Annotated in this window: 17 protein-coding genes; 10 read left to right on the forward strand and 7 right to left on the reverse strand. The window is 61.0% G+C overall.

Translation table 11 applies throughout. The features are described 5' to 3' along the window. Positions 1 to 4 precede the first annotated feature (4 nt). The 9 genes from murD (at position 5) to lpxC (ending at position 10,519) form a co-directional block, all read left to right on the forward strand. Positions 5 to 1,351: a UDP-N-acetylmuramoyl-L-alanine--D-glutamate ligase gene (murD, locus tag V8J63_RS21200; protein WP_130902224.1), complete on the forward strand. Its 1,347-nt coding sequence runs from the start codon at positions 5 to 7 to the stop codon at positions 1,349 to 1,351. Further along, entirely contained in the window at positions 1,348 to 2,565 is a 1,218-nt protein-coding gene (ftsW, locus tag V8J63_RS21205; RefSeq protein ID WP_016773276.1) for a putative lipid II flippase FtsW, read from the forward strand. The genes murD and ftsW overlap by 4 nt, the downstream gene beginning before the upstream one ends. After that, positions 2,555 to 3,625: an undecaprenyldiphospho-muramoylpentapeptide beta-N-acetylglucosaminyltransferase gene (gene murG, locus V8J63_RS21210; RefSeq protein WP_122611820.1), complete on the forward strand. Its 1,071-nt coding sequence runs from the start codon at positions 2,555 to 2,557 to the stop codon at positions 3,623 to 3,625. The genes ftsW and murG overlap by 11 nt, the downstream gene beginning before the upstream one ends. Beyond that, a complete protein-coding gene (gene murC, locus V8J63_RS21215; RefSeq protein ID WP_039761387.1) occupies positions 3,618 to 5,078 on the forward strand; it encodes a UDP-N-acetylmuramate--L-alanine ligase in 1,461 nt (486 codons plus the stop codon). Before murG ends, murC begins: the two co-directional genes overlap by 8 nt. Further along, the gene (locus V8J63_RS21220) at positions 5,075 to 6,049 is read left to right on the forward strand and encodes a D-alanine--D-alanine ligase (protein WP_130888198.1); all 975 of its coding nucleotides are present in this window, start codon (positions 5,075 to 5,077) and stop codon (positions 6,047 to 6,049) included. Before murC ends, V8J63_RS21220 begins: the two co-directional genes overlap by 4 nt. 4 nt (positions 6,050 to 6,053) lie before the next feature. Further along, positions 6,054 to 6,920: a cell division protein FtsQ/DivIB gene (locus tag V8J63_RS21225; protein WP_016773281.1), complete on the forward strand. Its 867-nt coding sequence runs from the start codon at positions 6,054 to 6,056 to the stop codon at positions 6,918 to 6,920. A gap of 15 nt (positions 6,921 to 6,935) precedes the next feature. Then, positions 6,936 to 8,195: a cell division protein FtsA gene (gene ftsA, locus V8J63_RS21230; RefSeq protein ID WP_130888199.1), complete on the forward strand. Its 1,260-nt coding sequence runs from the start codon at positions 6,936 to 6,938 to the stop codon at positions 8,193 to 8,195. A gap of 103 nt (positions 8,196 to 8,298) precedes the next feature. Next, the gene (gene ftsZ / locus V8J63_RS21235; protein WP_016773283.1) at positions 8,299 to 9,495 is read left to right on the forward strand and encodes a cell division protein FtsZ; all 1,197 of its coding nucleotides are present in this window, start codon (positions 8,299 to 8,301) and stop codon (positions 9,493 to 9,495) included. A gap of 112 nt (positions 9,496 to 9,607) precedes the next feature. Continuing rightward, entirely contained in the window at positions 9,608 to 10,519 is a 912-nt protein-coding gene (gene lpxC / locus V8J63_RS21240) for a UDP-3-O-acyl-N-acetylglucosamine deacetylase (protein ID WP_007916984.1), read from the forward strand. A gap of 179 nt (positions 10,520 to 10,698) precedes the next feature. On the opposite strand, the gene V8J63_RS21245 is transcribed toward lpxC, so the two are convergent. The 7 genes from V8J63_RS21245 to V8J63_RS21275 all read right to left on the reverse strand — a co-directional run bounded on the left by V8J63_RS21245 (position 10,699) and on the right by V8J63_RS21275 (position 20,734). After that, positions 10,699 to 12,207, reverse strand: a complete 1,509-nt coding sequence (locus V8J63_RS21245; protein ID WP_016773284.1) for a sensor domain-containing diguanylate cyclase — start codon at positions 12,205 to 12,207, stop codon at positions 10,699 to 10,701. A 185-nt stretch (positions 12,208 to 12,392) separates the two neighbouring features. Next, positions 12,393 to 13,709: an OprD family porin gene (locus V8J63_RS21250; RefSeq protein WP_130888201.1), complete on the reverse strand. Its 1,317-nt coding sequence runs from the start codon at positions 13,707 to 13,709 to the stop codon at positions 12,393 to 12,395. A gap of 194 nt (positions 13,710 to 13,903) precedes the next feature. Then, complete coding sequence (locus tag V8J63_RS21255; protein ID WP_130888202.1) at positions 13,904 to 14,125, reverse strand: hypothetical protein; 222 nt, start codon at positions 14,123 to 14,125, stop codon at positions 13,904 to 13,906. A 299-nt stretch (positions 14,126 to 14,424) separates the two neighbouring features. Next, positions 14,425 to 15,789 (reverse strand): heavy metal sensor histidine kinase, encoded by a 1,365-nt coding sequence (locus V8J63_RS21260; protein WP_336464589.1) that lies wholly within the window; start codon positions 15,787 to 15,789, stop codon positions 14,425 to 14,427. Next, positions 15,779 to 16,456, reverse strand: coding sequence for a heavy metal response regulator transcription factor (locus V8J63_RS21265; RefSeq protein WP_110646176.1), 678 nt, complete (start codon positions 16,454 to 16,456; stop codon positions 15,779 to 15,781). The genes V8J63_RS21260 and V8J63_RS21265 overlap by 11 nt, the downstream gene beginning before the upstream one ends. A gap of 7 nt (positions 16,457 to 16,463) precedes the next feature. After that, positions 16,464 to 19,577, reverse strand: a complete 3,114-nt coding sequence (locus V8J63_RS21270) for a multidrug efflux RND transporter permease subunit (protein ID WP_336464591.1) — start codon at positions 19,575 to 19,577, stop codon at positions 16,464 to 16,466. Next, a complete protein-coding gene (locus V8J63_RS21275; protein ID WP_336464592.1) occupies positions 19,574 to 20,734 on the reverse strand; it encodes an efflux RND transporter periplasmic adaptor subunit in 1,161 nt (386 codons plus the stop codon). Before V8J63_RS21275 ends, V8J63_RS21270 begins: the two co-directional genes overlap by 4 nt. A gap of 191 nt (positions 20,735 to 20,925) precedes the next feature. On the opposite strand from V8J63_RS21275, the gene V8J63_RS21280 reads away from it, so the two are divergent. Continuing rightward, entirely contained in the window at positions 20,926 to 21,555 is a 630-nt protein-coding gene (locus tag V8J63_RS21280) for a nucleotidyltransferase domain-containing protein (RefSeq protein WP_123444188.1), read from the forward strand. Positions 21,556 to 21,632 lie beyond the last annotated feature (77 nt).

Here is a 21,632-nt window from a genome sequence, read left to right on the forward strand (position 1 = left end):
ACGAGTGTCTCTGATCGCTTCTGACCACTTCCGCATCGTTGTCGGCCTCGGCAAGAGCGGCATGTCCCTGGTTCGCTTCCTGGCGAACCGGGGCACGTCGTTTGCTGTGGCCGACACGCGGGAAAATCCACCGGAACTGGCCACGCTCAAGCGTGACTATCCGCACGTGGAAGTGCGTTGTGGCGAGCTGGACGTCGAATTCCTCTGCCGTGCCGACGAGCTCTACGTGAGCCCCGGCCTGGCGCTGGCGACCCCGGCCCTGCAAGCCGCCGCTGCCCGTGGCGTGAAAATGTCCGGCGACATCGAACTGTTCGCGCGTAATGCGCAGGCGCCGATCGTCGCGATCACTGGTTCCAACGCGAAAAGCACCGTCACTACTCTGGTCGGCGAGATGGCGGCTGCTGCCGGCAAGCGCGTCGCCGTTGGCGGCAACCTCGGCACGCCGGCGCTGGATCTGCTCAGCGATGACGTCGAGCTGTACGTCATGGAGTTGTCGAGTTTCCAGCTGGAAACCACCGACCAGCTCAACGCCGAAGTCGCCACCGTACTGAACATCAGCGAAGACCACATGGATCGCTACAGCGGTCTGCCGGCCTATCACCTGGCCAAGCACCGGATCTTCCGGGGCGCGAAGCAGTTTGTGGTCAACCGTCAGGACGCCCTGAGCCGTCCATTGATCGGCGAAGGCCAGCCATGCTGGACCTTTGGCCTGAGCAAACCGGATTTCAAAGCGTTCGGCATTCGCGAAGAAGACGGCGAGAAGTATCTGGCCTTCGAATTCCAGAACTTGATGCCGGTGCGTGAACTGAAGATTCGCGGCGCGCACAACCAGTCCAACGCTCTCGCCGCATTGGCACTGGGTCACGCGGTGGGCCTGCCGTTCGACGCCATGCTCTCTGCATTGCGTACGTTTGCCGGCCTCGAGCATCGTTGCCAGTGGGTGCGCGATCTCGACGGCGTGGCCTATTACAACGATTCCAAAGCCACCAACGTTGGCGCCGCTCTGGCCGCCATCGAAGGTTTGGGCGCAGACATCGACGGCAAGGTCATTCTGATCGCCGGCGGTGACGGCAAAGGCGCCGAATTCAATGATCTGCGTGATCCGGTGGCGGCCAACTGCCGCGCTGTGGTGCTGATGGGCCGCGACTCCGACAAGATCGGCGCAGCCATTGGCGACGCCGTACCGCTGATTCGCGCGAGCTCGCTGATCGACGCTGTTGCGCAATGCCGCGCCGCTGCCCAACCGGGCGATGTGGTGCTGCTGTCGCCGGCCTGCGCCAGTTTCGACATGTTCAAGAATTACGAAGACCGTGGTCACCAGTTCGTCCGCGCTGTGGAGGAACTGGCATGAACCTGAGAAACATCATCAAGCCGTACCCGTCGCCGCTGATCACCGGGCGTGGCATCGACCTCGACTTCCCGATGCTCGCCGGTTGCCTGGCGCTGCTTGGTCTCGGCCTGATCATGATCGCTTCGGCGTCCACCGAAGTGGCGGCGGCGCAGTCGGGCAGTCCGCTGTATTACATGATTCGCCACCTTATCTATGTGGTGCTGGGTCTGGGCGCGTGCATTGTCACCATGATGATCCCGATCGCCACTTGGCAGCGCCTCGGCTGGATGATGCTGATCGGTGCGTTCGGCCTGCTGGTGATGGTGATCATTCCCGGCATCGGTCGCGAAGTGAACGGTTCGATGCGCTGGATCGGTTTCAGCTTCTTCAACGTGCAGCCGTCGGAAATCGCCAAGGTGTTCGTGGTGATCTACCTCGCCGGTTATCTGGTGCGCCGGCAGAAAGAAGTACGCGAAAGCTGGATGGGCTTCTTCAAGCCGTTCATCGTCCTGCTGCCGATGGCCGGTCTGTTGCTGATGGAACCGGACTTCGGTGCCACCGTAGTCATGATGGGCGCGGCGGCGGCGATGCTGTTTCTTGGCGGGGTCGGGCTGTTCCGTTTCTCGCTGATGGTGGTGCTGGCGGTTGGCGCGGTGGTTTTGCTGATCCAGATGCAGCCCTATCGAATGGCGCGTCTGACCAACTTCGCCGACCCGTGGGCCGACCAGTTCGGCGCCGGTTATCAGTTGTCGCAGGCCTTGATCGCGTTTGGTCGCGGCGAGTGGCTGGGCGTCGGCTTGGGCAACAGCGTGCAGAAGCAGTTCTACCTGCCGGAAGCGCATACCGACTTCGTGTTCTCGGTACTCGCCGAAGAACTCGGTGCGGTCGGTTCGCTGTGCACCGTCGCGCTGTTCGTGTTCGTGTGTATTCGCGGCATGTACATCGGCCTGTGGGCGGAGAAGGCCAAGCAGTTCTTTGCCGCTTACGTGGCTTACGGCTTGTCGTTCCTGTGGATTGGTCAGTTCCTGATCAACATCGGTGTGAACGTCGGCCTGCTGCCAACCAAGGGGCTGACCTTGCCGTTCCTCAGTTACGGCGGCAGCTCGCTGGTGATCTGCTGCGCCTGTCTGGGTCTGTTGCTGCGCATCGAGTGGGAGAGTCGGACCCACCTGGGCAGCGAAGAGATGGAATTCCAGGAGAGCGACTTCGCCGAGGAGCCGACTCATGGGCGCTAACGTATTGATCATGGCCGGCGGTACCGGCGGTCACGTGTTCCCGGCGCTGGCCTGTGCCCGCGAGTTTCAGGCGCGCGGCTACACCGTGCACTGGCTCGGCACGCCACGCGGGATCGAAAACGAACTGGTTCCGGCGGCAGGACTTGAACTGCACCGCATCAACGCCAGCGGTCTGCGCGGCAAGGGCAAGCTGTCGCTGCTCAAGGCGCCGCTGATGCTGCTGAAATCGGTGTGGCAGGCGCGGGCGATCATGCGCCGTCTGAAGCCGGTGTGCGTGGTCGGCTTCGGCGGTTATGTGACTGGCCCTGGTGGTCTTGCTGCGAAACTGGCCGGCGTGCCGGTGATCGTTCACGAGCAGAACGCTGTCGCCGGCACCGCCAATCGGTTGCTGGTGCCGTTCGCCGCCCGAGTGTGTGAAGCGTTCCCCGACACCTTTACTCTGTCGGACAGCCGCCGTACCACCGGTAATCCGGTGCGCAGCGAGCTGTTCCTCGAAACATCGCGACCGGCGCTGGCCGGGCGCAAAGCGCGTTTGCTGATCCTTGGCGGCAGCCTGGGCGCAGAACCGTTGAACAAATTGCTGCCTGAAGCCCTGGCCCAAGTCGCTGCCGACCTGCGCCCGGAAGTGTTTCATCAGGCCGGCAAAAATCACGATGAAGTGACTGCCGAGCGTTACCGCGCCGTGGGTGTGGAAGCGCAGGTGCAGCCGTTCATCAAAGACATGGCCCAGGCCTATGGCTGGGCTGACCTGGTGGTGTGCCGCGCTGGCGCGTTGACCATCAGTGAGCTGGCGGCCGCCGGTCTGCCCTCGATGCTGGTGCCTTTGCCCCACGCGATCGACGATCACCAGACCCGCAACGCCGATTATTTGGCCCGCGAAGGCGCTGCCTTCCTGATGCCGCAAAGAACGACTGGTGCCGCGGATCTTGCCGCGCGCCTGACAGAGGTCTTGATGCAACCGCAACGACTCGAAGCAATGGCCCAAGCGGCCCGCCGACTGGCCAAACCCGATGCCACCCGTAGCGTGGTCGATACCTGTCTGGAGGTGGCCCATGGTTGAGAATCAGAAAGCCATGCCACAACCGGAAATGCGCCGCATCCGTCGCATCCACTTCGTCGGCATCGGCGGCGTGGGCATGTGCGGTATCGCTGAAGTGTTGTTGAACCTGGGCTATCAAGTCTCCGGTTCCGACCTGAAAGCGTCCCCGGTCACCGAACGCCTGGAGTCGTTTGGCGCGCAGATCTTCATCGGTCACCGTGCCGAGAACGCCGCTACCGCCGACGTGCTGGTGGTGTCGAGCGCAGTGAACACGTCCAACCCGGAAGTGGCGACTGCCCTTGAACGTCGTATTCCGGTAGTGCCGCGCGCAGAAATGCTCGCCGAGCTGATGCGCTATCGCCACGGTATCGCCGTCGCCGGTACCCATGGCAAAACCACCACCACCAGCCTGATCGCTTCGGTGTTCGCGGCCGGTGGTCTGGACCCGACGTTCGTTATCGGTGGCCGCCTCAATGCAGCGGGCACCAATGCCCAGCTCGGCACCAGCCGTTACCTGATTGCCGAAGCCGACGAAAGCGATGCGAGCTTCCTGCATCTGCAGCCGCTGGTGGCCGTGGTCACCAACATCGACGCCGACCACATGGCGACCTACGACGGTGACTTCAACAAACTGAAGAAAACCTTCGTCGAATTCCTGCACAACCTGCCGTTCTACGGTTTGGCGGTGATGTGCCTGGACGATCCGGTGGTGCGCGAAATCCTGCCGCTGGTGAAACGTCCGACCGTGACCTACGGCTTCAGCGAAGACGCCGACGTACGCGCAATCAATGTCCGTCAGCAGGGCATGCAGACCTTCTTCACCGTGCTGCGCCCGGATCGGGAGCCGCTGGACGTGTCGGTGAACATGCCCGGCAACCACAACGTGCTCAACTCGCTGGCGACCATCTGCATCGCCACCGACGAAGGCGTCAGCGATGAAGCCATCGTTCAGGGCCTGTCAGGCTTCCAGGGTGTTGGCCGACGCTTTCAGGTCTACGGCGAACTGCCGGTCGACGGCGGCAACGTGATGCTGGTCGACGACTACGGGCACCACCCGACCGAAGTCGCTGCGGTGATCAAAGCCGTGCGCGGTGGCTGGCCGGAGCGTCGTCTGGTGATGGTCTACCAGCCGCATCGCTACAGCCGCACCCGTGATCTGTACGACGACTTCGTCAATGTACTGGCCGACGCCAACGTGCTGCTGCTGATGGAAGTCTATCCGGCCGGCGAAGAGCCGATCCCGGGCGCCGACAGCCGCAAGCTGTGCAACAGCATCCGCCAGCGCGGTCAGCTCGACCCGATCTACATCGAGCGGGGCGTTGACCTGGCGCCGCTGGTCAAGCCGCTGCTGCGCGCCGGCGACATTCTGCTGTGCCAGGGCGCTGGTGATATCGGCGGTCTCGCGCCGAAGCTGTTGAAAAGTGAATTGTTCGCCGGCGCCGTGGCGGCGCCGGTCGAGGGGAAGTTGAAATGACTGCTGCCTACGCCAAGCTGTTCTCCACCATCGCGCCGAAAGACTTCGGCCGCGTCGCCGTGCTCTTCGGCGGCCTGAGTGCCGAGCGTGAGGTTTCGCTGAAATCCGGCAACGCCGTGCTCGAAGCGCTGCAAAGCGCTGGCGTCGACGCGTTCGGCATCGATGTGGGCGAAGACTTCCTGCAGCGTCTGCTCAGCGAAAAGATCGACCGCGCGTTCATCATTCTCCACGGTCGCGGCGGTGAAGACGGCAGCATGCAGGGCCTGCTCGAGTGCGCGGACATCCCGTACACCGGCAGCGGCATCCTCGCCTCGGCACTGGCGATGGACAAGCTGCGCACCAAGCAGGTCTGGCACAGTCTCGGGATTCCGACGCCGCGTCACGCCGTACTGTGCAGCGAAGCCGATTGTATTTCCGCAGCGACGGAACTGGGCCTGCCTTTGATCGTCAAACCGGCGCATGAAGGTTCAAGTATCGGGATGGCCAAAGTGAATTCTGCGTCCGAGTTGATCGACGCATGGAAAGCGGCCAGTACCTACGATTCGCAAGTGTTGGTCGAGCAATGGATTCAAGGTCCGGAGTTCACCATCGCCACCCTGCGTGACCAGGTGTTGCCTCCTATCGCCCTGGGTACACCGCACACGTTCTACGACTACGACGCCAAGTACATCGCCAACGATACCCAGTACCGCATTCCGTGCGGGCTTGACGCGGCCAAGGAACAGGAACTCATGGAACTCACGGCCAAGGCCTGTGAGGCGCTGGGTATCGCCGGTTGGGGCCGGGCGGACGTGATGCAGGACGCCGACGGGCAGTTCTGGTTCCTCGAAGTCAATACCGCACCGGGCATGACCGATCACAGCCTGGTGCCGATGGCGGCGCGGGCTGCCGGTCTGGATTTCCAGCAACTGGTTCTGGCCATTCTGGCCGCCAGCGTTGAAGACGCAGGCGCAACAGAGGCGCGAGGTTAAGACCATGCAAGGCGCTCATCTCAGACATCAGCCACCCGCACCCGGCCGCAAGCCGGTGCCGCGGGGTGCCAGCCGAATGGTGGCGAAAGAGCCGATGTCCGCGCGCCTGCCGAAAGCCAATTTCAGCTTTCTGAAAAGCCTGTTCTGGCCAGTGCTGCTGGTGGCGCTGGGCTTTGGCACCTACGAAGGCGCGCAGCGTCTGCTGCCGTACGCCGACCGGCCGATCAGCAAGGTCGCGGTGCAGGGCGACCTGAGTTACATCAGCCAGCAGGCGGTGCAGCAGCGAATCGCGCCGTTCGTGGCGTCGAGCTTCTTCACCATCGACCTCGCCGGCATGCGCAAAGAGCTGGAACAGATGCCATGGATCGCTCATGCCGAAGTGCGCCGGGTGTGGCCGGACCAGGTGGTGATCCGCCTCGAAGAGCAATTGCCGGTGGCCCGATGGGGCGACGAGTCGCTGCTGAACAATCAGGGTCAGGCATTTACCCCCAGAGAGCTGGCGAACTACGAACACCTGCCGCAGCTGTTCGGCCCACAACGGGCTCAGCAGCAGGTGATGCAGCAGTATCAGGTGCTGAGCCAACTGCTGCGGCCGCTGGGTTTTTCGATTGCACGCCTGGAATTGCGTGAACGCGGCAGCTGGTTCCTGACCACCGGTGCCGGCAGTTCCGGCCCCGGCATCGAGTTGCTGCTGGGACGCGGCAACCTGGTGGAAAAGATGCGCCGCTTCATCGCCATCTATGACAAGACGCTGAAAGAGCAGATTACGAACATTGCGCGCATCGATCTGCGCTACGCCAACGGCCTCGCTGTTGGCTGGCGGGAACCCGTAGCGCCGACGACAGCCCAACCCGCTGTCGCAAAGAATTAAGAAGAGGCAGGACCCATGGCAAACGTGCAAAGCGGCAAAATGATCGTCGGTCTGGATATCGGCACCTCCAAAGTGGTGGCGCTGGTAGGCGAGGTCGCGGACGACGGCCAGCTGGAAATCGTCGGGATCGGCACGCATCCGTCCCGCGGTCTGAAGAAGGGCGTGGTGGTCAACATCGAATCCACCGTGCAGTCGATCCAGCGCGCGATCGAAGAAGCCCAACTGATGGCCGGCTGCCGCATTCACTCCGCGTTCGTCGGCGTGGCCGGCAATCACATCCGCAGCCTGAATTCCCACGGCATCGTTGCGATCCGTGATCGCGAAGTCAGCTCGGCTGACCTTGAGCGTGTGCTCGACGCCGCTCAGGCCGTAGCGATACCGGCTGACCAGCGCGTGCTGCACACCCTGCCGCAGGATTACGTGATCGATAACCAGGAAGGCGTGCGTGAGCCGCTGGGCATGTCCGGCGTGCGTCTGGAAGCCAAGGTTCACGTGGTCACCTGCGCCGTCAACGCTGCACAGAACATTGAAAAATGCGTGCGTCGCTGCGGTCTGGAAATCGACGACATCATTCTTGAGCAACTGGCCTCGGCCTACTCGGTGCTGACCGACGACGAAAAAGAACTGGGCGTGTGTCTGGTCGACATCGGCGGCGGCACCACCGACATCGCGATCTTCACCGAAGGCGCGATCCGTCACACCGCCGTAATCCCGATTGCCGGTGATCAGGTGACCAACGACATCGCCATGGCGTTGCGCACCCCGACCCAGTACGCCGAAGAGATCAAGATCCGTTACGCCTGCGCCCTGGCCAAACTGGCCGGTGCCGGCGAAACCATCAAGGTGCCGAGCGTCGGCGACCGTCCACCGCGCGAACTGTCGCGTCAGGCCCTGGCCGAAGTGGTCGAGCCGCGTTACGACGAACTGTTCACCCTGATCCAGGCCGAGCTGCGTCGCAGCGGCTACGAAGACCTGATCCCGGCGGGCATCGTGCTCACCGGTGGTACGTCGAAAATGGAAGGCGCCACTGAACTGGCCGAAGAGATCTTCCACATGCCGGTGCGCCTCGGTGTGCCGCATGGCGTGAAAGGTCTGGATGACGTGGTGCGCAACCCGATTTATTCCACTGGCGTTGGTTTGTTGATGTACGGCCTGCAGAAGCAGTCCGACGGAGTTTCGTTCTCCGGCATCGGCAGCCGCGACAGCTACAACAGCGAAGAGCCTCAGGCGCCGCTGCTGGACCGACTGAAAAAGTGGGTTCAGGGCAACTTTTAAAAGCAGCCTGGAGCGACAAGCTTCAAGCGGCAAGCAACTGCAGTAGATACACCGCTACAAACAGCAGTAGGCGAAAAAACTAGAGAATGTAAGGAGAGGGAAAATGTTCGAACTCGTAGACAACATCCCCGCAAGCCCGGTAATCAAAGTTATCGGTGTCGGCGGTGGCGGCGGCAACGCTGTCAATCACATGGTCAAGAGCAACATCGAAGGCGTTGAGTTCATCTGCGCCAACACCGATGCTCAAGCGCTGAAAAACATCGGCGCGCGGACCATCCTGCAACTGGGCACCGGCGTGACCAAAGGCCTGGGCGCCGGCGCCAACCCTGAGGTCGGCCGTCAAGCCGCTCTGGAAGACCGCGAGCGCATCGCTGAAGTGCTGGCCGGCACCAACATGGTGTTCATCACCACCGGCATGGGCGGCGGTACCGGTACCGGTGCAGCGCCGATCATCGCTGAAGTGGCCAAGGAAATGGGCATTCTGACCGTTGCGGTCGTGACCCGTCCGTTCCCGTTCGAAGGCCGCAAGCGTATGCAGATCGCCGACGAAGGCATCCGCATGCTTTCGGAAAGCGTCGACTCGCTGATCACCATTCCGAACGAAAAACTGCTGACCATCCTCGGCAAAGACGCAAGCCTCTTGTCGGCTTTCGCCAAGGCTGACGATGTACTGGCCGGTGCCGTTCGCGGTATCTCCGACATCATCAAGCGTCCGGGCATGATCAACGTCGACTTCGCCGACGTACGCACCGTGATGAGCGAAATGGGCATGGCGATGATGGGCACTGGCTGCGCCAGCGGTCCGAACCGTGCACGTGAAGCCACCGAAGCGGCAATCCGCAACCCGTTGCTGGAAGACGTCAACCTGCAAGGCGCGCGCGGTATTCTGGTGAACATCACCGCCGGTCCTGACCTGTCCCTGGGTGAGTACTCCGACGTGGGTTCGATCATCGAAGCCTTTGCTTCCGAGCACGCGATGGTCAAGGTCGGTACCGTTATCGATCCGGACATGCGCGACGAGCTGCACGTAACCGTGGTTGCCACCGGTCTGGGCGCGAAAATCGAGAAGCCTGTGAAGGTTATCGACAACACCGTGCACACCTCGATGGCTTCGGCGCAGGTGCAACAACCGGCTCCGGCCCGTCAGGAGCAGCCAGCGGTGAACTACCGTGATCTGGACCGTCCGACCGTCATGCGCAACCAGGCTCAGGCCGGTGCTGCGGCTGCCGCGAAGATGAATCCGCAGGATGACCTGGATTACCTGGACATTCCGGCATTCCTGCGTCGTCAGGCCGATTGATGGAATGTATCAGGGCTATGAAGGTGATTGGTGTTCAGCAAAGGCATGGTCTGCTATCATCGCCAGCCTTTGTTGATACCAGTTCGCAATTTGCGCTGAAGCGGCCCAAGCCATGATTAAACAACGCACACTGAAAAATATTATCCGTGCCACAGGTGTAGGCCTGCACTCCGGTGAGAAGGTCTATCTGACCCTCAAGCCTGCGCCTGTCGACACTGGCATTGTGTTTTGTCGCGCTGACCTCGACCCTGTGGTGCAGATTCCTGCCCGCGCGGAAAACGTCGGTGAAACCACTATGTCGACGACGCTGATCAATGGCGACGTCAAAGTGGACACGGTAGAGCACTTGCTCTCGGCCATGGCTGGCCTGGGCATCGATAACGCCTACGTCGAGCTCTCCGCGTCCGAAGTCCCGATCATGGATGGCAGCGCTGGACCCTTCGTATTCCTGATTCAATCGGCTGGCCTGGAAGAGCAGGACGCCGCCAAGAAATTCATCCGCATCCTGCGTGAAGTGACAGTGGAAGACGGCGACAAGCGCGCCACTTTCGTCCCTTTCGAAGGCTTCAAGGTGAGCTTCGAGATCGATTTCGATCACCCGGTATTCCGGGACCGCACCCAGAGTGCAAGCGTGGATTTTTCCAGCACTTCGTTCGTTAAAGAAGTCAGCCGCGCCCGTACCTTTGGCTTCATGAGTGATATCGAGTACCTGCGCAAGCACAACCTCGCACTCGGCGGCAGCGTGGAAAACGCGATCGTGGTCGACGCTGATGGCGTGTTGAACGAAGACGGTCTTCGTTATGAAGACGAATTCGTCAAACACAAGATCCTCGATGCGATTGGCGACCTGTACCTGCTGGGCAACAGCCTGATTGGTGAGTTCAAAGGCTTCAAGTCCGGTCATGCACTGAACAACCAGCTGCTGCGCAAATTGATTGAGCAGACAGACGCTTGGGAAGTGGTGACGTTCGAAGACGCCAGCACCGCACCAATCTCTTACATGCGCCCGGTTGCGGCGGTGTAAGTAAAAAACCTCTCTAGTTTTTTGAAGGCCATCCTCGGATGGCCTTTTTTTATGCCTGTGGTTTCTCTAGTGCCTGATCAGGCTTCTTCGCGAGCAGGCTCGCTCCCACCTTTGAAATGCATTCCAACTGCGGGAGCGAGCCTGCTCGCGAAGGCGGCGGCGCCATCACCCTGGAAACATCAGACTGACACTACAACGCGATTGCGCCCGCCTTCCTTGGCTTGATACAGCGCCTTGTCCGCCGCAAACAGTAATTGCTCCAGTGTCATCTCGCTCGCCGATGTCCACGTAGCAATGCCGATACTCACGGTCATCGCCCGCTCAGCGCCTTCGACCCATGGCAAGTTTTCCACAGCCTGGCGAATCTGCTGGGCGATCTGCTGCGCCCCGGCGCTGTCGGTCTCGGCGAGAATCACCGAAAACTCCTCACCACCATACCGCGCGACCAGATCCGCCGGGCGTCGCACGTTCGCGGTGATTACCTTGGCCAGTTCACGCAAGACCTGATCCCCAGCCTGATGGCCATGGCGATCATTGAAGGCCTTGAAGTGGTCGGCATCGATCATCATCACCGACAGCGGCTGGCCCGAGCGCTGGGCGCGGAACCATTCGTGGCGCAGAGTCTGATCGAGCATGCGCCGGTTGGCTACTCCGGTCAGGTCATCGGTGGCAGCCAGTTGCGCCAGTTCGCGTTCGGCGCGATGGCGCAAACGCAGTTCCCGGGCGAGCAGCCACGTTAGCCACAACAGCCCCAGGCACAACACGCCGGTGGCGCCGCTGATCAGGATCGCCGTGCGCCGCCAGGTGCCGAACACTTCCTCGCTGGACAGCGCGACCATCACGGTCAACGGCAGATTGCCGACCCGCGAGTAGGTATAGAGCCGCCGCTGGTCATCCATGCTCGAAGTGCTGGTGAAACTGCCGCTGCCATCGCGATCGTTGAGAATCCGCACGACGTTGGGCCGGTTGCCGAAACTCTTGCCGACCGAATCGCTCTGCAGATACGGCTTCTGCGCAAGCAGCACGCCATCGCTGTTGATGATGTTCAACGTACTGTCGGTGCCGATGTCGAGGCTTTTGAACAGGTCGTCGAAATAGTCGAGTTTCAGCGACGCCACCGCCACGCCGAGGAATTCACCGGTCTGCGAGGAGATGCGTCGGCTAAAGCTGATGCGCCACTGATCGGCTTCTTCACAATCGCAACGGGTCTTGAACGGTCGGCTGATGAACATGCCAATGTCGCGGTTGAAGGCGTGGGCGAGAAAATAATCGCGGTCGGCGAAATTGCCCGGTTTCGCTTCGATGCGCGAGGAGTCGGCGATCACCTCGCCATGCTTGTCGAGCAGCAGGATGTCGCCCTTGAAGCGCGCGGTGGCAGAGCGATCGAACAGCGCCAGATGACGGATCTGCGGCGAGACGTTCTGCAGGTCGTCACGCTGGGCGGCGGCGATCAGCCCTTGCAGCGTCAGGTCGTACAGCTCGACGGTGCGCAGCACATCGGCATCGATCAATTGCGCGATGGTCGTGGCGCGGCGCGTGGCGACTTCCTGCGCACTGGCGTACTCGCGGATCAGCAGGAAGGTGACGATGCACACCATCGCAATCACGGTCAGCAGGCTGCCGAGGATCAGCAGGCGCTCGGGGCGACCGGTAAGGCCTGTGATGGAAGGCGTGCGGCTGGTGATCATGATGGGGAGCCGGTTGGAGTGGTTTCATAAGCTTAGTTGGGCTGACGCCGGACGAACCTGTGGGAGCGAGCCTGCTCGCGAAAGCTGATTGTCAGTCAACATCTGTGTTGAATGACACACCGCTTTCGCGAGCAGGCTCGCTCCCACAGGGTAGATCACAGGATCTGTAAAACGCAGCGCCGATCTTAGAAGACGTTGACCGGGTAGTCGATGATCACGCGGTATTCATCTGTATCCGAATCAATCGCGCCGTAGCCGTTGCCGCCCCGGTTGGTCGCCCATTGCAGGCGCACCGCGAGATCCTTGGCCTGGCCGCTTTGTACGACGTACTGCAAATCGATGTCGCGTTCCCAATGCTTGGCGTTGCGGCCATCGGCGCTGTACCAGCTCGAATAGCCTGGGCTGTCCGTGTCGGCTTTGGTCAGATCCACCGTGCCGCGTGAATAAGACAGCGCCGAAGTCAGGCCGGGCATGCCGGCACCGGTGAAGTCGTAGGCGTACTTGAGCTTCCAGGAACGTTCGTTCGGGCCGTTGAAGTCCGAATACTGCTGCGAGTTGTCCAGATAAACGCTGTCGCCCTGGCTGATGTAGTCGAACGGCGTATTGCCGTTGACCCGCTGATAGGCGGCAGTGACGCTGTGGCTGCCGATGCCGACGGTGAGATGCGTGCTCCAGGTGTTGTTATCGATATCGCCGAGCAGCGCATCACCGGTGTCTTGCGTGTGATAGAAGTGCAGGCCCGGGTTGAGGCTGACCAGATCGTTCAGTTGCCAGGTGTAGTCGAGGTCGTAGTAGTACTGGTTCCAGATGTCCTTGAGCTCGGACGCGTAAAGGCTGCTGGTCAGGCCCTCAACGCCGCTCCAGGCCACACCGGCCCAGTTCAGGTGCTGGCTTTTGTCGCCGTCGGCGAGGGTGCCGTATGACGTTCCGATGCGGGTATGACCGCTCTGGTTATACGGCTTGGTGAAACTGGCCTGGCCACCTTCGATCAGCCAGCCGTCGAAGCTGTGGTTGCTCAGGCTGATGCCACGAAAGGTCTGCGGCAGCATCCGCGTGTCGCCGCCGGCGATGACCGGGTTGGTGAGGAACAGATCACCGGCCTTCAACTCGGTATCGAAGGCGCGCAGCTTCAACGTCCCGCCTGCGGTGGAGAACGAGCCCGGCGCTTTGCCGTTGCCATCGCTGATCGGCAGGATGCTCGAACCGTCGGTCCCGCCACCCCCATCGAGTTTCAGGCCGAGCATGGCGTGGGCATCGACGCCGAAGCCGACCGTGCCTTCGGTGTAGCCGGACTGGAACACGCCGAGAAAACCTTGACCCCACTCGATATTGTCGTCCGCCTTCTGCAAGCGGTTGCGATTCATGTAGTAGTTGCGGGCGTTGAGGTTGAGGCTCGAGCCTGCGACGAAGCCCTGTTGGGCTGGCTCATCGGCGTGGACAGCGGGGGCAATCGTTGCGGCAATTGCAATGAACAGCGGGGTGAGGCGGACAGGGTAAAACACGTGCGGTGGGGCTCCTTGGGTCAGCGGGCCGCTCTGTTTCTTGAGCGGCTTGATGTTTCTTGTTGTTACAGACGCAGCAGACGGCTTTCAGACCACAACGAAAAAAGGCCGCTGAATGGCAGCGGCCTGGAGTGACGACGGTTGAACGGGAAGAGCCAAACAACCGCGTCGAGGGAAACCTTTCGCGGTGCGACTCAGCTGTCTTTCTCGAGCGCTTGAGCCTGGGAAGTAGCGGCCTGCTGGGATTGCGTCGCGTCTTGAGCCTTGGCCATCACTTCGGCCTGATGCTGATCGAATGCCTGCGCGCGAGCGACGTTGTGCGCCACGAACGCTTGCGATTCTTCAGCCATCGCCATCGGCGACAGGATCAATGAGGACAAAACGAATGCGCTGGCAATACCCATACTGTTGGACATCTTGAAAACCTTCTCGCTTGGCGAGTGCTGTTTGGTGCGGGCAAAGATAAGGTTGCCGAGGGTTGGGAAACAGCGTGATTTTCATAAATGACTGTTACAGCTAAAGCAAAGATCGGCACGGGTAACAACCCGGTCTGTGCGTGATGGTGGCCTGTGGCGAGGGGATTTATCCCCGTTGGGCTGCGAAGCGGCCCCAAGAATTCCAGCCTCAAAGATTCTTAGAGCTCGTGCACAGAATTTGCGACTGCTGCGCAGCCGAGCGGGGATAAATCCCCTCGCCACAGGGCTTGGCTGAGCATTCAGACCGGGAGGTTGATGCCGAAGGTGTTCATGCCCCGATCACTGCGCACAAACACATCCCCGCCATGCATCAGCGCAATCGCCTTGACGATGGCCAGCCCCAGGCCGTGGTTATTGCCGCTGTTGCTACGCGAGGCATCAACCCGATAAAACCGCTCGAACAACCTCGGCAAATGCTCGCTGGCAATCGGCGACCCGGGATTGGCTACGCCAATGCTCACCTGATGTTCTTCAACCTCGATGCGCACTTCGATCACCTGGCCCGGTTCGGTGTGCTGCACAGCGTTGCTGAGCAAATTGATCAGCGCCCGACGCAGATGCGCGACCTCGATCTGCACTTGCGCATCGCCGCTGACCTGCACTTCAACCTGCGCGTCTTCAAGGATGAAATCCAGATAGTCCAGCGTCGTCGCCACCTCATCAGCCAATGACGTCGAGGTCAGTTTGGTCGCCTTGTTGCCCTGATCGGCGCTGGCCAGAAAAAGCATGTCGTTGATGATCGAACGCAGCCGCTCCAGCTCTTCGAGGTTCGATTGCAGCACTTCGAAATAGTGTTCGGCGGAGCGCCCGCGAGTCAGCGCGACCTGGGTCTGGCCGATCAGGTTGGTCAGCGGCGAACGCAGTTCATGGGCGACGTCGGCGTTGAATGATTCCAGCCGTGAATAGGCCAGTTCGACCCGTTCCAGGGTCGAGTTGAACGACTCGACAAACTGTTCCAGTTCCGGCGGCAGCGGCGACAGGCGCAAGCGTCCGGCGCGCAGTGGTGGGGCCAGACGCTGGGCTTCCTGCGACAGTTTGATCAGCGGCTTCAGACCGATTCTTGCGACCCAATAGCCCAATGCAGAGGCCAGCAGCACCCCGACAATCGCCAGACTGATCAGGGCGATGAGCAAGTGATGCTGGGTCTGATGCAGCGTCTCGGTGTCGATGCCGATCATGAAACGCAACGGCGGGCGCTGATCCTTGGCGGGGAACTGACTGACCAGCACTTTCAGTGGGTAGGGTTGATCGGGCAGTTGCAGATCATGCATGCCCAACGGGCCATTGATGGCGGCACGAATCTGCGGCGTAAGGTTGCCGTACTCGTAGCGCGGATCACCGCTGCTGATCCAGAAGCTGATGCGCTTGTCTTCTTCCCCGAGCAGCTTGAGCTTGTTGTTGATCTTCACCCAATGCTCCGGCGTGCCGTAACGGCCAACGGTGGATTCGAGCACGCTGTACCGCGCATCCAGCTCGGCTTCGGGCAACAAACCCAGACCTTTGTCGACCTGCTGATACAGCGCGCCGCCAATCAACAGAAACACCACCAGCGCCACCAGCGTGAACATGCCGCTCAGGCGCAAGGCAATCGAGTTACTGGACACCACGGCTCTCCAGCACATAACCCATACCGCGAATGGTGTGCAGCAGTTTTTCGTTGAACGGCCCGTCGAGCTTGGCGCGCAGGCGTTTGATCGCGACTTCGACGACGTTGGCGTCACTGTCGAAATTGATGTCCCAGACCATTTCCGCGATTGCGGTCTTCGAAAGGATTTCGCCTTGGCGACGGGCGAGCACGCTGAGCAGGGAAAACTCTTTCGCGGTCAGATCCAGGCGCGTGCCGGCGCGGGTGGCTTTGCGGCTGATCAGGTCGATCCACAGGTCGGCGATGGTCACTTGCACCGGCTCATGGCCGCCGCTGCGGCGGGTCAGCGCTTGCAGCCGGGCGACCAGTTCGAGAAAGGAAAACGGTTTGCCGAGGTAATCGTCGGCGCCGTCGCGCAGGCCCTTTATCCGATCTTCGACGCGCTCGCGGGCGGTGAGCATGATCACCGGGGTCTGCTTGCGCGCACGTAATGCGCGCAGTACGCCGAAGCCATCGAGCCCCGGCAGCATGACGTCGAGGACGATCACGGCGTGGTCGCATTCCAGCGCCAGATGCAGGCCTTCGACACCGTCGCGGGCAAGGTCGACGGTGTAGCCCTGTTCGGTCAGGCCACGGTGCAGATAATCCGCGGTTTTTTCTTCGTCTTCGATGATCAGAACGCGCATGACCGCCTCAGTCTGTGGTCGCCAGTGCCGTTGCGGGCGTTGGGGCTGGTGGGTGTGAGTGCCGGTGAAACAGCCGCTCGAGCCATAAGTATATGACCGGCGTGGTGAACAGCGTCAGCATCTGGCTGACCAGCAAACCGCCGACCACGGCAATCCCCAACGGCTGGCGCAGTTCGGCGCCGGTGCCGTAGCCGAGCATCAGCGGCAACGCACCGAGCAGGGCGGCGAGGGTGGTCATGATGATCGGCCGGAACCGGGTGATGCACGCTTCGAAAATCGCCTCCTGCGGCGGCAGACCGCGCTGGCGCTGCGCTTCAAGCGCGAAGTCGATCATCAGGATGCCGTTCTTTTTGACGATACCGATCAGCAGCACCAGCCCGATCAACGCCATGATCGAAAAGTCCTGGCCGCAGATCCACAGCATGATCACCGCGCCCAGACCTGCCGCCGGCAAGGTCGAAATGATCGTCAGCGGATGCACGAAGCTTTCATAAAGCACACCGAGAATGATGTACACCGCCACCAGCGCCGCCAGAATCAGCCACGGCTGGCTGGCCAGCGAACTCTGGAACGCCTGCGCCGCGCCCTGGAAGTTGCCGCTGATCGCGGTGGGCATGCCGATCTCGGCCTTGGCCTGGTTGAGCTGAATCACCGCATCGCCCAATGCCACGCCAGGGGCGAGGTTGAATGACATATTGGCGGCGGGGAACATGCCGTCATGGGCAATCGACAGCGGACCGATGGTTGGCGCGTCAAACCTTGCCAGCGCCGACAGCGGCACCATCTCGCCGCTCAGTGGCGAGCGCAGGTAGAAATAGTTGAGGCTTTCGGCCTTGCCGCGCTGTTTGGTATCCAGTTCCAGAATCACGTTGTACTGGTTGACCTGGGTCTGGAATTCATTGATCTGCCGTTGGCCGAATGCATCGTACAGCGCCTCGTCGACATCGCTGGCGGTCAGGCCGAAGCGCGCGGCGGCGCTGCGGTCGATGCTGATGTGGGTGATGCTGCCGCCCAGTTGCAGGTCATTGGAAATGTCGCGGAATGCCGGATTGCTGCGCAGTTTTTCGGTCAGGCGCTGGGTCCAGGTGGCGAGGGTCGCGCCGTCATTGCTCTTCAGCACATATTGATACTGGGCACGGCTCGGCCCGGAGCTGAGGTTGATGTCCTGCCCGGCGCGCAGATACAGGACGATGCCGGGCACTTTCATCAGTTGCGGGCGGATGCGGTCGATGAACTGGCTGGCGCTGACATCGCGATCGCCACGTTTTTTCAGGGCGATCCAGAAGCGCCCGTTGGCGATGGTCTGGTTGCTGCCGGAAACCCCGACCGAATGAGAAAACGCCTGCACCGCCGGATCGGCTGCAACGATTTCGGCCATCGCCAAGTGTTTTTTCACCATGTCGCCGTAGGAAATATCCGCAGCGGCTTCGGTGGTGCCGAGGACGAACCCGGTGTCCTGCACCGGGAAGAACCCCTTGGGAATGAAAATGTACCCGGCGACCGCCAACGCCAGCGAAAGGCCAAATACACCAATCATCAGTTTCTGGTGGTCGAGGGCGCGGCGCAGGCCTTTTTCGTACCAGCCGAGCAGGCGTTCGCTGAAACCGGGTTTGGCGTTGGCGTGATGTACCGGCTTACGCATAAACAGCGCGGCAAGGGTTGGCGCCAGGGTCAGCGACACCACCACGGAAATCATGATCGTCGAAGTCGCTGTCAGGGCGAATTCCTTGAAAAGGCGCCCGACCACACCGCCCATGAACAGCAGCGGAATGAACGCCGCCACCAGTGAGAAACTGATCGAAACGACGGTGAAGCCAATCTCGCCGGCCCCCTTGATCGCCGCCTCGCGCATGTCATCGCCGGCCTCGAGATGGCGATGGATGTTTTCCACCACCACGATCGCATCGTCCACGACGAAGCCGACCGCGACGACGATCGCCACCAGCGTCAGGTTGTTCAGGCTGAAACCGAGGATGTACATCAGGGCGAAACTGGCGATCAGCGAGACGCCGAGCACCGCCGAAACAATCAGCGTCGCCGACAATTGCCGCAGGAACAGCGCCATCACCGCGACCACCAGCAGGATCGCGATCAGCAAAGTGATCTCGACTTCATGCAGCGAGGCGCGAATGGTCTGCGTGCGGTCGATCAGGGTTTTCACCTGCACCGAGGCCGGCAGCATCGCTTCGAGGCCGGGCAGGGCGGCCTGAATGCGGTCGACGGTTTCAACAATGTTGGCGCCGGGCTGGCGGAAAATCACCAGATTCACACCGGGGCGATCTCCGGCCCAGGCCTGCGCGTAGGCATCTTCCGCACCGTTGACGACTTTGGCGACATCGCGCAGGTGGACCGGGGCGCCGTCTTTGTAGGAAACGATGAGCTGGCTGTAATCCTCGGGGTGGAACAACTGGTCGTTGGTCGACAGCGTCGAGATGCTCGATTCGCCGTACAGCGCACCTTTAGCCAGGTTAAGGCTGGTCTGCTGGATCGCCAGCCGAATGTCGGCCAGCGTCAGGCCGATGGCCGCGAGTTTGTCCGCCGAGGCTTGTACGCGAATCGCCGGGCGTTGCTGACCGGTGATGTTGATCTGGCCGACGCCGTCGATCTGACTGATCTGACGCGAGAGCAGGGTTTCCACCAGGTCGCTGAGTTCGGTGCCGGGCATCTGTGTCGAGCTGACACTGAGGATCAGCACCGGGCTGTCGGCCGGGTTGACCTTCTTCCATGTTGGCAGGGTCGGCATGTCTTTGGGCAACTTGCCGGCGGCGGTGTTGATCGCCGCCTGTACTTCCTGGGCGGCGGTGTCGATGCTTTTGTCGAGGGTGAACTGCAAGGTCAGCAGAGTTGAGCCCAGCGCACTGCTCGAGGTCATCTGGGTCATGCCGGGGATGGCGCTGAATTGCACCTCCAGCGGCGTGGCCACTGAGGAAGCCATGGTGTCGGGGCTGGCGCCGGGCAACTGTGCCGAGACCTGGATCGTAGGAAATTCCGCTTCCGGCAGTGGCGCAATTGGCAAACGCGGGAAGGCAATTACGCCGACCAGTACCAGAGCGAACGTCAGCAAAATCGTCGCCACCGGGTGATCGATGCACCAAGTCGAGATGCCCTTGTGCGAGTTCATGGCTTGGGCTCCGCCTGCACCACTTGCGGCGGCTCACTCATGATTTGCACGCTCGAGCCCGGTTTGAGTCGCGACTGGCCGTCGGTCACCAGCACGTCACCAGCGTTGACGCCTTTGATGATGTCCTGGCCGCTGCCCTGATAAACCATTTGCACCGGCACCACCTCGACCTTGTCGTCCTTCACGCGGTAAACAAAGTGTTGTTCGAGGCCACGCTGTACGACGGTGGGCGGAACCACCAGCGCATCTTTATCCACAGCCGTCTGAATTTTTACCGTCACCAGCAAACCCGGCCAGAGCTTCTGGCTGGCATTGGCGAATTCGGCCTTGGCGCGGATGGTGCCAGTGTTGGCGTTGATCTGATTGTCGATCAGGGTCAGCTGACCTTCGCCGAGCAGATTGCCGGTTTCGCCATCAGTATCGGCTCCGATGTACGCCTTGACCGGGGCGCGTTGCGGATCGCTGATCAGACTCTGCAGGGTCGGCAGCATCTGCTGCGGCAGGGAGAACTCGACGGCGATCGGGTCGATCTGCGTGACGGTGAACAGGCCTTGGGTGTCGGTCATGCGCAGGAAGTTGCCTTCATCGACCGTACGAATACCGACGCGCCCAGTAACCGGAGAGCGAATCTGCGTGTAGGACAGTTGCACCTGCGCCGCATCGATCGAGGCCTGATTGCCTTGTGCCGTGGCCTTGAGCTGATTGACCAAGGCCTGTTGCTGGTCGAAGGTCTGTTTCGATACGCCGTCGTCGACGCTGAGCAGTTTGTAGCGCTTGAGATTGACCAGCGCGACCTGCAACTGCGCCTGACTCTCGCCCAACTGCGCCCGGGCCTGGTCGAGGCTGGCGCGGATCGAGCGGTCATCGATGGTGGCGAGCAGGTCGCCTGCTTTGACCAGCTGACCTTCCTTGACCAGAATTTTCGTCAGGATCCCGTCGATCTGCGGGCGCACCACCACGCTGTGCAGCGACAGCACCGAGCCGATGCCGCTGGTGTAACGCGGCACGTCTTTGGCGCTGACCGTCACCACCCGCACCGGAATGGCAGTCGGTGTAGCCAGTTTGGCCGGCGCCGGTTTCAGCGCGAACCACAGGCCGGCGGCTGCCAGCAGAATCAGGAGAGTGGCGAGCAGGATTTTGTTTTTCTGGATGGACATGCGCGGCGCCGAAGTCTGGAGTTTGGGCAGATTGACCAGTTATAAACCGGTCAGGCGGTCGGCAGGGTGACGGCTGGCTGTCAGGATTGTCAGTTTCCGACGTTAATTGCTCTGGCTGCGATTACCGTTGAGTTGATAAGTCCCTAAAAGGGACCTATCGTTCCTGTTTTGGGACTCTTCGGTTTGCGCCAGTGGAAAACCTTTCTTTAAGCGAAGCCCTGTTCACCGCCACCCAGCAAAAAGTGTTGGGATTGTTGTTCGGCAAGCCTGACCAGACGTTCTACGCCAACGAAATTGTGCGCTGGGCACGGGTTGGCAAAGGCGGCCTGATGCGTGAACTCGATCGATTGCAACGAGCCGGGATTCTCAGCATGACTCGAGTGGGTAACCAGACCCATTACCAGGCCAACCCCGCATGTCCTATCTACGCGGAGCTTCTGGGCATCACGCGCAAGACATTCGGTTTTGCCGAGCCTCTTCGTCAGGCATTAGAACCGTTTGCCGAACAGATCACGTGGGCGTTCGTGTATGGCTCCATCGCCAAAAACTCGGCGAACACACTCAGTGACATAGATCTCATGCTGATTGGCGAAAGCCTGCACTACAGTGAGTTGATGGAGCGACTCATGCCGTTGGAGGAGCAATTGGGGCGTCCCATCAACCCGACGCTATACACCCCGCAAGACTGGGCCAGGAAGCTGGCGGCACAGAACAGTTTTGTCATGCGAGTGATGCAGCAGGAAAAAATCGATCTGTCAGGGGCAAACCCTTTGGAGTCCAAGGATGGGCAGCAACGAGAGTCTGGAGAATCTTCTACGTAGCGGTGTACTGAAAGCGGAGCCACCTGACCGCAAGGAGTGTGAAGGTCTGATGCGCTCGGCTTTGGACAGGCTCAAGG

The sequence above is a fragment of the Pseudomonas sp. CCNWLW23 genome (assembly GCF_037095675.1).
In the GTDB taxonomy this organism is placed as follows: Bacteria; Pseudomonadota; Gammaproteobacteria; order Pseudomonadales; family Pseudomonadaceae; genus Aquipseudomonas; species Aquipseudomonas atacamensis.

Excerpts from the sequence above, each read along its gene's own strand:
- ftsA (WP_130888199.1), top strand. The coding sequence starts at position 6,936 with ATGGCAAACGTGCAAAGCGGCAAAATGATCGTCGGTCTGGATATCGGC.
- ftsW (WP_016773276.1), top strand. The coding sequence starts at position 1,348 with ATGAACCTGAGAAACATCATCAAGCCGTACCCGTCGCCGCTGATCACC.
- V8J63_RS21220 (WP_130888198.1), top strand. The coding sequence starts at position 5,075 with ATGACTGCTGCCTACGCCAAGCTGTTCTCCACCATCGCGCCGAAAGAC.
- V8J63_RS21255 (WP_130888202.1), bottom strand. The coding sequence starts at position 14,125 with ATGTCCAACAGTATGGGTATTGCCAGCGCATTCGTTTTGTCCTCATTG.
- lpxC (WP_007916984.1), top strand. The coding sequence starts at position 9,608 with ATGATTAAACAACGCACACTGAAAAATATTATCCGTGCCACAGGTGTA.
- ftsZ (WP_016773283.1), top strand. The coding sequence starts at position 8,299 with ATGTTCGAACTCGTAGACAACATCCCCGCAAGCCCGGTAATCAAAGTT.
- murG (WP_122611820.1), top strand. The coding sequence starts at position 2,555 with ATGGGCGCTAACGTATTGATCATGGCCGGCGGTACCGGCGGTCACGTG.
- V8J63_RS21265 (WP_110646176.1), bottom strand. The coding sequence starts at position 16,456 with ATGCGCGTTCTGATCATCGAAGACGAAGAAAAAACCGCGGATTATCTG.
- murC (WP_039761387.1), top strand. The coding sequence starts at position 3,618 with ATGGTTGAGAATCAGAAAGCCATGCCACAACCGGAAATGCGCCGCATC.
- V8J63_RS21245 (WP_016773284.1), bottom strand. The coding sequence starts at position 12,207 with ATGATCACCAGCCGCACGCCTTCCATCACAGGCCTTACCGGTCGCCCC.
- V8J63_RS21225 (WP_016773281.1), top strand. The coding sequence starts at position 6,054 with ATGCAAGGCGCTCATCTCAGACATCAGCCACCCGCACCCGGCCGCAAG.
- V8J63_RS21270 (WP_336464591.1), bottom strand. The coding sequence starts at position 19,577 with ATGAACTCGCACAAGGGCATCTCGACTTGGTGCATCGATCACCCGGTG.
- V8J63_RS21275 (WP_336464592.1), bottom strand. The coding sequence starts at position 20,734 with ATGTCCATCCAGAAAAACAAAATCCTGCTCGCCACTCTCCTGATTCTG.